We start from the raw sequence: 13,093 nt of genomic DNA, 5'->3' as shown, positions 1-13,093 counted from the left end.
CACTTTAAAAAAATACAGCGTATACACTCTAAATCGTCGAGCGGGACCACCGCTTGCGATCCGTCAGAACAAGAGGAGACATACCCATGCGGGGTAGGCAGAAAATCGCGATCGTCGGTGCAGGGTTGGGTGGCGCGGCCGCCGCGACGTTGTTGCAACAGGCAGGCTTCGACGTCGAAGTCTTCGAGCAGGCTCCGGCGTTCGACCGACTGGGCGCGGGCATCCACATCGGCCCGAACGTGATGAAGATCTTCCGGCGCATGGGCCTTGAGCAGAAGCTGGAGCTGATGAGCTCGCACCCGGACTTCTGGTTCAGCCGCGATGGCAAGACCGGCGACTACCTGTCGCGCATCCCGCTGGGTGAGTTCGCCCGCCGCGAGTACGGCGCCTCGTACATCACCATCCACCGTGGCGACCTGCACGCCCTGCAGATCGAGGCGATCAAGCCGGGCACCGTGCACTTCGGCAAGCGCCTGGCGAAGATCGTCGACGAGGGCGACCAGGTGCGCCTGGACTTCGCCGACGGCACCCACACCGTGGCCGACATCGTCATCGGCGCCGATGGCATTCATTCGAAGATCCGCGAAGAACTGCTGGGCGTCGAAGCGCCGATCTACAGCGGCTGGGTCGCTCACCGCGCACTGATCCGCGGCGACAAGCTCAAGCAGCACGCCGATGTGTTCGAGGACTGCGTGAAGTGGTGGACCGACGACCGCCACATGATGGTCTACTACACCACCGGCAAGCGCGACGAGTACTACTTCGTCACCGGCGTGCCGCATGAGGCCTGGGACTTCCAGGGCCCGTTCGTCGACAGCAACCAGGAAGAGATGCTGGCGGCCTTCGAGGGCTACCACCCCACCGTGCAGAAGCTCATCCACGCCACCGAATCGATCACCAAGTGGCCGCTGCGCAACCGCAACCCGCTGCCGTTGTGGAGCCGTGGCCGCCTGGTGCTGCTGGGCGATGCCTGCCACCCGATGAAGCCGCACATGGCCCAGGGCGCGTGCATGGCCATCGAGGACGCGGCGATGCTGACCCGCTGCCTGCAAGAGACCGGGCTGTCCGACCACCGCACCGCCTTCGCCCTGTACGAAGCCAACCGCAAGGAACGCGCCTCGCGCGTGCAGGCGGTGTCCAACGCCAACACCTTCCTCTACACCCAGGAAGACCCGGCGTGGGTCTACGGCTACGACCTCTACGGCCAGGAACTGCAAAGCGGGGAGGCGGCATGAGCACCTTCGTCGAGGGTGGCAATGTCAGCGCCAACGGCATCCGCCAGCACTACCTGCGCTACGGCGGTCAGGGCCCGGCGCTGATCCTGGTGCCCGGCATCACCAGCCCGGCGATCACCTGGGGCTTCGTCGCCGAGCGCCTGGGCCGCCACTTCGACACCTACGTGCTGGACGTGCGCGGCCGCGGCCTGTCGTCCAGCGGCCCCGCGCTGGATTACGGCACCGACGCCTGCGCCGCGGACATCCCGGCGTTCGCTCAGGCCCTGGGCCTGGCCAGCTACCACCTGGTCGGCCACTCGATGGGCGCGCGCTTCGCCATCCGCGCCGCCGCCCAGGGCGCGCCCGGCCTGCAACGCCTGGTGCTGGTCGACCCGCCGGTGTCCGGGCCGGGCCGGCGCGAGTACCCGAGCAAGCTGCCGTGGTACGTCGACTCGATCCGCCAGGCCACGCTCGGCATGACCGGCGAGCAGATGCGCGCCTTCTGCGCCACCTGGACCGATGAGCAACTGCAGCTGCGCGCCGAGTGGCTGCACACCTGCTACGAGCCGGCCATCGTGCGCGCGTTCGACGATTTCCACAGCGTGGACATCCACCAGTACCTCCCCGCCGTGCGCCAGCCGGCGTTGCTGATGGTGGCCGGGCGCGGTGGCGTGATCCAGGCACAGGACGTGGCCGAGATCCGCGAGCTCAAGCCGGACATCCAGGTCGTTCACGTCGACGCCGCCGGCCACATGATTCCCTGGGATGACCTCGAAGGTTTCTTCGCCGCGTTCGGCGATTTCCTCGGCCACCCCCTCGTCTGAAGGAGCACCTCACATGACCAAGCTGTACCGCATCGGCCAGATCGTGCCGAGCTCGAACACCACCATGGAAACCGAGATCCCGGCGATGCTCACCGCGCGCCAGGCCATCCGCCCCGAGCGCTTCACTTTCCACTCCGCGCGCATGCGCATGAAGCAGGTGAAGAAGGAAGAACTGGCGGCGATGGATGCCGAGTCCGACCGCTGCGCGGTCGAGCTGTCCGACGCCAAGGTCGACGTGCTCGGCTACGCCTGCCTGGTGGCGATCATGGCCATGGGGCTGGGCTACCACCGCCAATCGGAAAAGCGCCTCAAGCAGGCCACCGCCGACAACGATGCCCTGGCCCCGGTGATCACCAGTGCCGGTGCGCTGGTCGAGGCCCTGCACGTGATGAAGGCCAAGCGCATCGCCATCGTCGCCCCGTACATGAAGCCGCTCACGGAGCTGGTGGTGAACTACATCCGCGAGGAAGGTTTCGAGGTGCAGGACTGGCGCGCGCTGGAAATCCCCGACAACCTCGCCGTGGCCCGCCATGACCCGGCCAACCTGCCTGGCATCGTCGCCGGCATGGACCTCGAAGGTGTCGACGTGGTGGTGCTTTCGGCCTGCGTGCAGATGCAGTCGCTGCCGGCGGTCGCCAAGGTCGAGGCGCAAACCGGCAAGCCGGTGGTCACCGCGGCCATCGCCACCACCTACGCCATGCTCAAGGCGCTGGACCTGGAACCGGTGGTCCCCGGCGCCGGCGCCCTGCTGTCGGGCGCCTACTGAAAGCGGAGGCGAACATGAGCGACGCACAGAGCGCCAGCGACAACTACCAGGGCGTGTGGGGCCAGCGCATCGGCTTCGGCCGCAAGCCGGCCCTGCTGATGATCGACTTCATGCAGGGCTACACCACCCCCGGCGCGCCGCTCTACGCCGAAGGTGTGGTGTCGGCGGTCGAGCAGGCCAGCGGCCTGCTGGCGCAGGCCCGCGAAAGCGGTACCCTAGTGGTGCACACCAACATCCGCTACCAGCCCGGGCACTTCGCCGACGGCGGTATCTGGGTGCGCAAGGCGCCGGTGATGAAGGACATGGTCGAAGGCAACCCGCTGGCGGCGTTCTGTGCCGCTGTGGCGCCGCGCGCCGACGAGACGGTGATCAGCAAGCAGTACGCCAGCGCCTTCTTCGGCACCAGCCTGGCCTCGCTGCTGCATGCCCAAGGTGTCGACACCGTGGTATTGGCCGGCTGCTCGACCAGCGGCTGCATTCGCGCCAGCGCGGTGGACGCCGTGCAGCACGGATTCCGCACCATCGTGGTGCGTGAATGCGTGGGCGATCGCCACCCGGCCCCCCACGAAGCCAACCTGTTCGACATCGACAGCAAGTACGGCGATGTCGTCAGCCGGCAGGAAGCCATGCAGCACCTGGTGCGCCTGGCCGACTGAGCCCGGCGCACCGAACAGGACGTTCACCCCATAACTATCGAGGAACGGCGCGGGAAGCCCGTTCCACGCCGCCCGCGGTTCGGGCGGTTACCCCGCAGGAGCGCTCGGGGTCTTGTGACGCTGCCTAGAAAGCCGCCCTTAGTGAGCGGCGCTTCTTGAGCGTCGAACACTGCTGGCCTAAAAAACAACCACAAAGTCGCCGCCAGGAGACAACCAATGCCAATTGCGAACGCAACCACGGTCCAAAGCGCCGCCGACCAAGGCACACAAGAGCTCTACCGCAAGATCACATGGAGGCTCATCCCGTTCCTGTGCTTCTGCTACCTCGCCGCGTACCTCGACCGCATCAACGTCGGTTTCGCCAAGTTGCAGATGCTCGAAGACCTGCAGTTCAGCACCGCGGCCTACGGCCTGGGCGCCGGGCTGTTCTTCGTCGGCTACATCATCTTCGAGGTGCCGAGCAACCTGATCCTCGAGCGGGTCGGGGCGAAGATCTGGATCGCCCGCATCATGATCACCTGGGGCCTGCTGTCGGCCTGCACCATGTTCGTCACCAGCACCACCCAGTTCTACGTCCTGCGCTTTCTGCTCGGCGCCGCCGAGGCGGGCTTCCTGCCGGGCGTGCTGTACTACCTGACCATGTGGTACCCGACCTACCGGCGCGGGCGGATCATCGCCCTGTTCATGATCGGCTTGCCACTGTCGAGCGTGATCGGCGGGCCGATCTCCGGCTGGATCATGAGCCACTTCGACCAGGTCCATGGCCTGCACGGCTGGCAGTGGCTGTTCCTGCTGGAGGCCATCCCCAGCGTGCTGCTCGGCATCCTGACCTTCTGGGTACTGCCCAACCGCTTCGAGCAGGCCAAGTGGCTGAACGACGACGACAAGGCGCAACTGGCCAGCGACCTGGCCGCCGATGACGCCGAGGGCAAGGGCAGCAAGCACAGCTTCCGCGACGGCTTCTTCAACCTGAAGGTGTGGATGCTCGGCGGCATCGACTTCTCGATCCTGCTCAGCGCCTACGCCATGGGCTTCTGGATGCCGACCTTCATCCGCGACGCGGGCGTCACCGACACCTTCCACATCGGCCTGCTCACCGCCATCCCGAGCCTGGCCGCGCTGCTCGGCATGCTGATGATCGGCGCCAGCTCCGACCGTCATCGTGAGCGCCGCTGGCACATCATCGTGCCGTTCATCATCGGCGCCATCGCCATGGCCACCAGCACCCTGTTCAGCCAGAACCTGGTGATGACCGTGACCCTGTTCGCCATCGCCTCGGCGGCGATCATCGGCGCGGTGCCGGTGTTCTTCAGCCTGCCGGCGACCTTCCTCAAGGGCACCGCCGCAGCCACTGGTTTCGCCCTGGCCTGCTCGCTGGCCAACATCGCGGGCCTGGTGAGCAACTCGCTGATGGGCCTGGTGACCGACCTCACCGGCACTTCCCACGCGGCACTGTGGGCGTTTGCCGGCTGTTTGATTCTTAGCTGCTTCCTGGTGATCGCCCTGCCGGCCAAGTTGGTCAACCGCTAAGCGCTCGACCCGGCGTTCGCAACGGCAGCGCAGGCGGGCCTGGTGCCCGCTTGCCGATCCCTTTTCAACCGCAATCCGCCCCGTGGATGGCCCAAGGCCCCCGCGACGGATCGCTGTTGCCCTCATTCCAGGAACAGTGACATGAACGTGCTCATCCATCAGCGTTTCAACTCGGTCGCTTATCTCGCCGGCGGCTGCTTCGCCGCGGCCCTGTGCGGCGAGGCACAGGCCGAGGAGGCCGGTTTCATCGAAGGCGCCCGCGCCACCTTGCAGGCGCGCAACTACTACTTCAGCCGCGACTATTCAGACATTCGCGGGGCGAACCTGCAGTCCAAGACCGAGGAGTGGGCCCAGGGCTTCATCCTCAATGCCAGTTCCGGCTATACCCAGGGCACCGTGGGTGTCGGGGTCGACGTGATCGGCCTGCTCGGCATCAAGCTCGACAGCAGCCGCGACCGGGCCAGGTCCGGCCTGTTGCCGACCCACGCCGACGGCGAGTCGGCGGACGAATACAGCCGCCTGGGCGGGGCGATCAAGTTCAAGGTGTCGAAGACCGAGCTGAAGATCGGCGAGCTGATGCCCAACCTGCCGGTGCTGACTTTCAGCGACCTGCGCTTGTTGCCGCCGACCTACCAGGGGGCGATGCTCGAGTCCCGCGAGTTGCCGGGGCTGACCCTGAACGCCGGCCAGTTCCGCTCCACGCGGCTGCGTGACTCGTCCAACGGCCAGGAGATGTACGCGCTGGTCAACGACCCGATCAACCCGCAACGCCTGGCGCGCTTCACCAGCGACCGTTTCAACTACGCCGGCGCCGAGTATGCGTTCAACGACAACCGCACCAGTGTGGCGGTGTGGCAGGCGCAGTTGGAGGACATCTACCAGCAGCGCTTCTACAACCTCAAGCATGCCGAGCCGGTGGGGGACTGGACGCTGGGGGTCAACACCGGTTACTTCGAGGCGCGCGAGGATGGCCGCAAGATCGCCGGGGACTACGACAACAGCGCGTTCTACAGCCTGTTTTCGGCCAAGCACGGTGGGCACACGTTCTACGTGGGCTACCAGCAGATCGGTGGCGAGGATGGCTTCATCCAGGTCGGCGCCAACACCAACCCGCTGGGCAACACCCTGCCGACCTACGAGTTCGCCGCGCCTGGAGAGCGGTCGTGGCAGGTGCGGCATGACTACAACTTCGTCGCGCTGGGGATCCCTGGGCTGACCTCGACCGTGCGTTACGTGAAAGGGCGGGACGTGGATACCGGGCTGGGCTTCGAGGGGCGCGATTGGGAGCGTGACCTGGACCTGGCCTACGTGGTGCAGAGCGGGCCGCTGGCGGGGGTTGGGGTGCGTATCCGCAACGTCATCGCGCGGTCCAATTACCGTACCGATATCGATGAGAACCGGTTGATCCTGAGTTATACGATCAAGCTGTTCTGAGTCTGTGCGGCCTCATCGCGGGGCAAGCCCGCTCCTGCAAGGGGCGGGCTTGCCCCGCGACAGGGCCGGCAGCGCCTTAGCGGGAACCCGCCCCCAACCACGCCACCAACGCCCCCGCATACCCCGGCAACCCCGCGAAATCACGGGCGCACACCAGCAACCTGCGCCGCGCCCACTGCTCTTCCAGCGCCACCCAGCGCAATGCCAGTGTGCCTTCCCAGCGCCTGACCGACGCCAGCGGCACCACCCCCACCCCCGCGCCTCCCGCGACCATGCGAATCACTCCATCGAACCCCTCGGCCCGCACCCGCACCTGCATCCGCCGCCCCGAGCGCAGCGCCTGTTCCTCCAGGTGCAACGCCAGCGCGCTGCTCGCCCCCAACCCCACATACCCATGCGCCAGGCTGTCGACGAAGCGCGGCGCCGCCTGCCCGGCCAAGGCGTGGTCGACCGGCATCACCAGCACCAGCGGGTCGTCGCGAAACGGCCTGACCTGCAGATGCTCACTGGGCGCGGCGCTGGAGATGATGCCGATATCCGCCATGCCCTGGCCGATCGACTGCACGATGCGCAGGCTCGGCAGCTCCTGCACATCGACGCTCACCGCCGGGTGCGCGGCCAGGTAGCCTGCCAGCAACTCGGGCAGGTACTCGGTCAGCGCCGCCGTGTTGCACAGCAAGCGCACCTGGCCCTGTTGGCCCTGGGCGTATTGGGCCAGGTCGAATTGCAGGCGTTCGACCTGCTGGCCGATCAGCCGCGCGTGCTGCAACAGCGCCTGGCCCGCAGGCGTCGGCTGCACACCACGGCGGTTGCGTTCCAGCAGCGCGATGCCCAGCGACGCCTCCATCGCCCGGATGCGTGCGCTGGCCGCCGGCAGCGACAGGTGGCTGCGGCGGGCGCCGGCGGTGATGTTGCCGCACTCCAGGGTGTGGCGGAACAGGGTGAGGTCGGTCAGGTCGAAATGCATCAGCCTCTATCCTGGCAAGAGTCTGGCTGAGTATATGGCAGATTTTCGGCCCAGCGGCGGGGCGGCAAGATGGCGCGATGGAGACCTTTATCGCGTTGTACCAGAACATGGGCCCGGCATTGTCGTTGCTGGTGGTGATCACTTTTTTGCTGGCCGGCACGGTCAAGGGCGTCATTGGCCTCGGCCTGCCGACCATCGCCATGGGCCTGCTCGGCCTGGCTATGCCACCGGCGCAGGCTGCGGCGCTGCTGATCGTGCCATCGACCCTGACCAATCTCTGGCAACTGGCGTCGGGCGGGCACCTGCTGGCGTTGCTGCGGCGCCTGGGCGGCATGTTGGCGATGATCTTCCTCGGCACCTTGCTCGGCAGCGCCTGGCTGGGCATCGACAGCGGGCGGTGGGCCGCCCATGCATTGGGCGCGGCGCTGCTGGCCTATGCGCTGTATGGGCTGGTGGGGCGGGGGCTGCGAGTGCCCGCGCAACGAGAAGCGTGGCTCGGCCCGCTGTGCGGCCTGCTCACCGGCGTGGTGACCGCTGCCACCGGGGTCTTCGTGATGCCGGCGGTGCCCTACCTGCAAGGGCTGGGGCTGAGTCGGGACGAGATGGTCCAGGCGCTGGGCCTGTCATTCACCGTCTCCACCCTGGCCCTGGCCGTAGGTCTGGCCGGGCAGGGCGCGCTCGGCGGCCAGGCCCTGGGGGCCTCGTTGCTGATGCTGGCGCCCGCGCTGCTGGGCATGTTCGCTGGCCAATGGTTGCGCCAGCGCATCAGCGCGGTGCTGTTCAAGCGCTGCTTCTTCGTCGGGCTGGCGCTGCTAGGCGCTCACCTGTCGCTCAACGGTTAGCGGAGGAGGCGCTGAGCATCTCGATGGCCTGGATGTCGAAGTCGCGCTCCAGATAGTCCATGCGCTTCTCGAAGAATTCGCGCATGTGCGGCAGCGACGAATGCACGTCCAGCGCGGCCTGGTCGGCCCACACCTCGTAGAACACGAACAGGGTCGGGTCCTGCTTGTCGCGCAGCATGTGGTACTCGATGCAGCCGGGCTCGCGGCGGCTCGGCTCGACATAGGCGCGGAACAGTTGCTCGAAGGCTTCGGCCTTCTCCGGGCGGGTCTTGGCTTTGAGGATGAAGGCGTGTTGCTCGCTCATGGACGGGGCCTCTGCTGGGTCAAAAGTAGGACGATTCTAGGGCAACAATCTCGCAAGTATTCATGATTTGCAGGCAAAGGTATTTTGCCTGCGAGGCGCTTTTTCCACTGCCCGCGAGTGCCTAACCTGCCGCCATCACTTTTGACTCGATCGGCAGGCGGGCTCGCCTCGGATCGACCCAGACTCACGAGGCTCCCCATGAAGAAGATTCTCCTGCTCAACGGTGGCAAGCAGTTCGCCCATTCCGAAGGCCGCCTGAACCAGACCCTGCACGACGCCGCCCTGGCGCACCTGGACCGCGCTGGCTTCGACGTGAAGCAAACCTTCATCGACGGCGGTTACGACGCCCAGGAAGAGGTGCAGAAGTTCCTCTGGGCCGACGTGGTCATCTACCAGATGCCCGGTTGGTGGATGGGCGCGCCGTGGACCGTCAAGCAGTACCTGGACGAAGTGTTCACCGCCGGCCACGGCAGCCTGTACGCCAACGACGGCCGCACCCGCTCGGATGCCTCGCAGAAGTACGGCAGCGGCGGCCTGATCCAGGGCAAGCAGTACATGATCTCGGCCACCTGGAACGCGCCGCAGCAAGCCTTCGACGACCCGAGCGACTTCTTCGAAGGCAAGGGCGTGGATGCGGTGTACTTCCCGTTCCACAAGGCCAACCAGTTCCTCGGCATGACCGGCCTGCCGACCTTCCTGGCGACCGATGTGATGAAGCGCCCGGACGTGCAGGCGGCGGTGGCGGCGTATGAAGCGCACCTGGACCAGGTGTTCGGCAAGGCTGCGTAAGCTGTGGTCCCGCGATGGCAGGCAAAGAGCTACGCTTGCTCCTTCATCCCCGCATAGGCCGCCCCGCGTGAAAACCCGCTCCGAAGAACTCCAGGTATTCGTCGCCGTGATCGACTGTGGCTCGATCTCCGCCGCCGCCGAGCAGATGGGCCAGACCCCATCGGCCGTCAGCCGCACGCTGTCGCGCCTGGAGGCCAAGCTCGGCACCACGCTGGTCAACCGCACGACGCGGCGCATGGACCTGACCGAGGAAGGGCGCTTCTTCCTCGAACGCGCGCGGGTCATCCTCGAACAGATGGACGACATGGAAGAGCGCCTGTCGATGAACCGCCAGACCCCGTCCGGGCGCCTGCGCATCAACGCCGCCGCACCCTTCATGTTGCACGCCATCCTGCCGTGGATCGGCGAGTTCCGCGCGCAGTACCCGCAGATCGAGCTGGAACTCAACACCGACGACCTGATCATCGACCTGCTCGAGCAAAGCACCGACGTGGCCATTCGCATCGGCGAGCTGGCCGACTCCAGCCTGCACGCCCGCCACCTGGGCTGCAGCCCGGTGCAGATTCTCGCCAGCCCCGCCTACCTGGCGCGTCACGGCGTACCGCAGCAGGTCGAGGACCTCAACGCCCATGTCTTGCTCGGCTTCAGCGCCCCCGAGGTGCTCAACCAGTGGCCGCTGCGCCACGCCCACGGCGACCGCTGGCCGATCCGCCCAGCGTTGATCGCCTCCAGCGGCGAAACCCTGCGCCAGCTGGCGCTGGCCGGCGAGGGTATCGTCAGCCTGTCGCACTTCATGACCCACGAAGACATCCGCGCCGGGCGCCTGCAGGTACTGCTGGGTGACGCCAACAACGGCTACCGCCAGCCGATCCACGCGGTGTACTACCGCAACACCCAGCTGGCGTTGCGCATCCAGTGCTTCCTCGACTTCATCCAGCGCAAGCTGTCGATGTACGCCGTCTGAGTTGTCTGTCTGCGACACAGCCAACAGATTGCGTCGGGGTGTTTGCTTAGTCCAAGCCCTTCGTCCTTTAATGGGTGCTCGACAAAAACAACACCAAGGAAGTGTCCATGCGTATCGTCCTGTTCCAGTCGGCGGCCCTGGCGGCCGCGATCCTGAGCGCTTCGTCGGCATTCGCCGCCACCCTCGAGGGGGGCGCGGTGGCCGCCCCTGATCAGTATGGCGCACAGGTGGCCGCCGATATCCTGAAGAAGGGCGGCAACGCGGTGGATGCCGCGGTCGCCACCGCCTTCACCCTGGCCGTCACCTACCCTGAGGCCGGCAACATCGGCGGCGGTGGTTTCATGACCCTGTTCGTCGACGGCAAGCCGTATTTCCTCGACTACCGCGAAGTGGCCCCCAAGGCTGCGACCAAGACCATGTACCTGGACGACAAGGGCGAGGTGATCGAGAACCTCAGCCTGGTCGGCGCCCGCGCCGCCGGTGTGCCGGGTACGGTGATGGGGCTGTGGGAGGCGCATCAGAAGTTCGGCAAGCTCAAGTGGAGCGAGCTGTTGACCCCGGCCATCGGCTACGCGCAGAACGGCTTCAAGATCGCCCAGAAGCAGTACCAGTACCGCGACGACGCCCAGGGCCTGTTCAAGACCGCCACCAACTTCAATGACTACTTCGGCAGCATGAAGGTCGGCGAGCTGTTCAAGCAGCCGGAACTGGCGCAGACCCTCGAGCGCATCGCCGACAAGGGCGTGAGCGAGTTCTACCAGGGCAAGACCGCCGACCTGCTGGTGGCGCAGATGCAGGCCGACAAGGGCCTGATCACCAAGGACGACCTCAAGGACTACAAGGCTGTGTGGCGCGACCCGATCGCCATCGACTGGCGCGGCAACGTGGTCTACACCGCGCCGCCGCCAAGCTCTGGCGGCGTGGCCCTGACCCAACTGCTGGGCATCAAGGAAAACCGCGCGGCCGATTTCAAGGGGGTGGCGCACAACTCGGCCAAGTACATCCACCTGCTGGCCGAAATCGAGAAGCGCGTGTTCGCCGACCGTGCCGACTACCTGGGCGACCCGGCCTTCACCCAGGTGCCGGTCGACAAGCTGGTGGCCAAGGACTACCTGGCCAAGCGCGCCGAGCAGGTCAACCCGAACGCTATCTCCGAGACCGACAAGGTCAAGCCGGGGCTGGAGCCGCACCAGACCACGCACTTCTCGATCATCGACAAGCAAGGCAACGCGGTGAGCAACACCTACACCCTCAACCTCGACTACGGCAGTGGCGTGGTGGTCAAGGGCGCGGGCTTCCTGCTCAACGACGAGATGGACGACTTCAGCGCCAAGCCCGGCGCGGCCAATGCCTTCGGCGTGGTCGGCGGTGACGCCAACGCCATCGCCCCCGGCAAGCGCATGCTGTCGTCGATGAGCCCGAGCCTGATCACCCGTGACGGCCAGGTGGTGCTGGTGGTCGGTACGCCGGGTGGTTCGCGGATCTTCACCTCGATCTTCCAGGTCATCAACAACCTGTACGACTTCGGCATGCCGCTGGAGAAGGCCGTGGCGGCGCAGCGCGTGCATCACCAACTGCTGCCCAAGGACACCATCTACTTCGACAGCTACGCGCCGCTCAAGGGGCAGGTGGCCGATGACCTGAAGAAGATGGGCTACGTGCTGGAGGACCAGGGTTGGGAAATGGGTGACATCCAGGCCATCCGCGTGACCGGTGAAAAGGTCGAGACGGCGTCCGACCCGCGTGGGCGCGGGGTGGGAATGATCGTCAAGTAACCGAACGACACGGCCCCTGTAGGCGCGGGGCAAGCCCGCGCCTACAGGGGCCGTGTCGTTTTCAGCGGCGTCTAAACGCGGAAGCGGCTGACCAACGCCTGCAATTGCCCGCCCAAGCGCGCCAGCTCACCGCTGGAGGCCGCCGTCTGGTTGCTCGCCGAGGCGGTCTGCTCAGAAATGTCGCGCACGCTGACGATCCCCCGGCTGATTTCCTCGGCGACCGCGCTCTGTTGCTCTGCCGCCGCCGCGATCTGCTGGTTCATCGCCTGGATGTTAGACACCGTGCGGGTGATATTGCCCAGCGAAACCCCGGCCTTGCGCGCCAGTTCCACGCTGCTGTCGGTCAGGCTCTGGCTACCGAGCATGGTGCTGGCCACTTGCTGGGTACCGCTTTGCAAGCGCGCGACCAGCCCTTCGATTTCTTCGGTGGACTTCTGCGTGCGCTGGGCCAGGCCACGCACTTCGTCGGCGACCACGGCGAAACCGCGCCCGGCTTCACCCGCGCGGGCCGCCTCGATGGCGGCGTTGAGCGCCAGCAGGTTGGTCTGCTCGGCGACCGACTTGATCACGTCCATCACGCTGCCGATCTTCTGGCTTTCCTGCTGCAACAGGTTCATCGCCTCGGTAGAGCGATGCACCTCGGCGGCCAGGCGCTCGATCTGGCTGATCGCCTCACCGACCACGCGGTCGCCGGCGCGGGCTTCGCCGTCGGCGTTGGTGGCGGCATGCGAAGCCTGTTCGGCGTTGCGCGCCACTTCCTGGACGGTGGCGGCCATCTCGTGCATGGCGGTGGCCACCTGGTCGGTCTCGACCTTCTGGCTGTTGGCGCCGGCGCTGGTCTGCTCGGTGACCGCCGAGAGCTCCTCGGCGGCGCTGGCGATCTGGGTGACACCGTCGCGGATGCCGGTGATCAGGTCGCGCAGGGTGGTGCCCATGCGTGCGATGCCTTGCTGCAGCACGCCCAGCTCGTCGCGGCGGGTGACGCGCAGGTCCTGGGTGAGGTCGCCGCTGGCGATCTTCTCCACCAC

13 protein-coding genes are annotated in these 13,093 nt (G+C 66.4%); 10 read left to right on the top strand and 3 right to left on the bottom strand.

What is annotated here, in order from left to right; all coding sequences use genetic code 11:
- Positions 1-86: 86 nt before the first annotated feature.
- From P0Y43_RS12660 to P0Y43_RS12635, 6 genes are all read left to right on the top strand, one after another.
- Positions 87-1,235, top strand: a complete 1,149-nt coding sequence (locus P0Y43_RS12660; protein ID WP_275637610.1) for an FAD-dependent monooxygenase — start codon at positions 87-89, stop codon at positions 1,233-1,235.
- Entirely contained in the window at positions 1,232-2,038 is an 807-nt protein-coding gene (nicD, locus tag P0Y43_RS12655) for an N-formylmaleamate deformylase (RefSeq protein ID WP_275637609.1), read from the top strand. Before P0Y43_RS12660 ends, nicD begins: the two co-directional genes overlap by 4 nt.
- 13 nt (positions 2,039-2,051) lie before the next feature.
- On the top strand, positions 2,052-2,804 hold the full coding sequence (locus P0Y43_RS12650) for a maleate cis-trans isomerase family protein (protein ID WP_275637608.1): 753 nt from the start codon (positions 2,052-2,054) through the stop codon (positions 2,802-2,804).
- A 14-nt stretch (positions 2,805-2,818) separates the two neighbouring features.
- Positions 2,819-3,460, top strand: a complete 642-nt coding sequence (locus P0Y43_RS12645; protein WP_275637607.1) for an N-carbamoylsarcosine amidohydrolase — start codon at positions 2,819-2,821, stop codon at positions 3,458-3,460.
- A 216-nt stretch (positions 3,461-3,676) separates the two neighbouring features.
- Positions 3,677-4,990, top strand: coding sequence for an MFS transporter (locus tag P0Y43_RS12640; protein ID WP_275637606.1), 1,314 nt, complete (start codon positions 3,677-3,679; stop codon positions 4,988-4,990).
- A gap of 141 nt (positions 4,991-5,131) precedes the next feature.
- Positions 5,132-6,424, top strand: a complete 1,293-nt coding sequence (locus P0Y43_RS12635) for an OprD family porin (protein ID WP_275637605.1) — start codon at positions 5,132-5,134, stop codon at positions 6,422-6,424.
- A gap of 76 nt (positions 6,425-6,500) precedes the next feature.
- Here P0Y43_RS12635 and P0Y43_RS12630 read toward each other — a convergent pair whose 3' ends face one another.
- A complete protein-coding gene (locus P0Y43_RS12630) occupies positions 6,501-7,391 on the bottom strand; it encodes a LysR family transcriptional regulator (protein WP_275637604.1) in 891 nt (296 codons plus the stop codon).
- 77 nt (positions 7,392-7,468) lie between these two features.
- On the opposite strand from P0Y43_RS12630, the gene P0Y43_RS12625 reads away from it, so the two are divergent.
- Positions 7,469-8,233 (top strand): sulfite exporter TauE/SafE family protein, encoded by a 765-nt coding sequence (locus tag P0Y43_RS12625; RefSeq protein ID WP_275637603.1) that lies wholly within the window; start codon positions 7,469-7,471, stop codon positions 8,231-8,233.
- Here P0Y43_RS12625 and P0Y43_RS12620 read toward each other — a convergent pair.
- Positions 8,223-8,537 (bottom strand): putative quinol monooxygenase, encoded by a 315-nt coding sequence (locus tag P0Y43_RS12620; RefSeq protein ID WP_275637602.1) that lies wholly within the window; start codon positions 8,535-8,537, stop codon positions 8,223-8,225. The genes P0Y43_RS12625 and P0Y43_RS12620 overlap by 11 nt on opposite strands.
- A 198-nt stretch (positions 8,538-8,735) precedes the next feature.
- Here P0Y43_RS12620 and P0Y43_RS12615 point away from each other — a divergent pair, with 198 nt between their 5' ends.
- The 3 genes from P0Y43_RS12615 (at position 8,736) to ggt (ending at position 12,065) form a co-directional block, all read left to right on the top strand.
- Complete coding sequence (locus P0Y43_RS12615) at positions 8,736-9,326, top strand: NAD(P)H-dependent oxidoreductase (protein WP_275637601.1); 591 nt, start codon at positions 8,736-8,738, stop codon at positions 9,324-9,326.
- Positions 9,327-9,393: 67 nt separating this feature from the next.
- The gene (locus P0Y43_RS12610; protein WP_275637600.1) at positions 9,394-10,290 is read left to right on the top strand and encodes a LysR family transcriptional regulator; all 897 of its coding nucleotides are present in this window, start codon (positions 9,394-9,396) and stop codon (positions 10,288-10,290) included.
- A 107-nt stretch (positions 10,291-10,397) separates the two neighbouring features.
- Positions 10,398-12,065 (top strand): gamma-glutamyltransferase, encoded by a 1,668-nt coding sequence (gene ggt, locus P0Y43_RS12605; protein ID WP_275637599.1) that lies wholly within the window; start codon positions 10,398-10,400, stop codon positions 12,063-12,065.
- Between the two features lie 71 nt (positions 12,066-12,136).
- Here ggt and P0Y43_RS12600 read toward each other — a convergent pair.
- Positions 12,137-13,093: methyl-accepting chemotaxis protein (locus tag P0Y43_RS12600; protein ID WP_275637598.1), on the bottom strand; the 957-nt coding region annotated here is incomplete at its 5' end.

The sequence above is a fragment of the Pseudomonas entomophila genome, from assembly GCF_029193575.1.
GTDB lineage: Bacteria > Pseudomonadota > Gammaproteobacteria > Pseudomonadales > Pseudomonadaceae > Aquipseudomonas > Aquipseudomonas entomophila_G.
The sequence above is the reverse complement of the archived record's forward strand: the minus strand, read 5'-3'. Positions and strand labels throughout refer to the sequence as shown.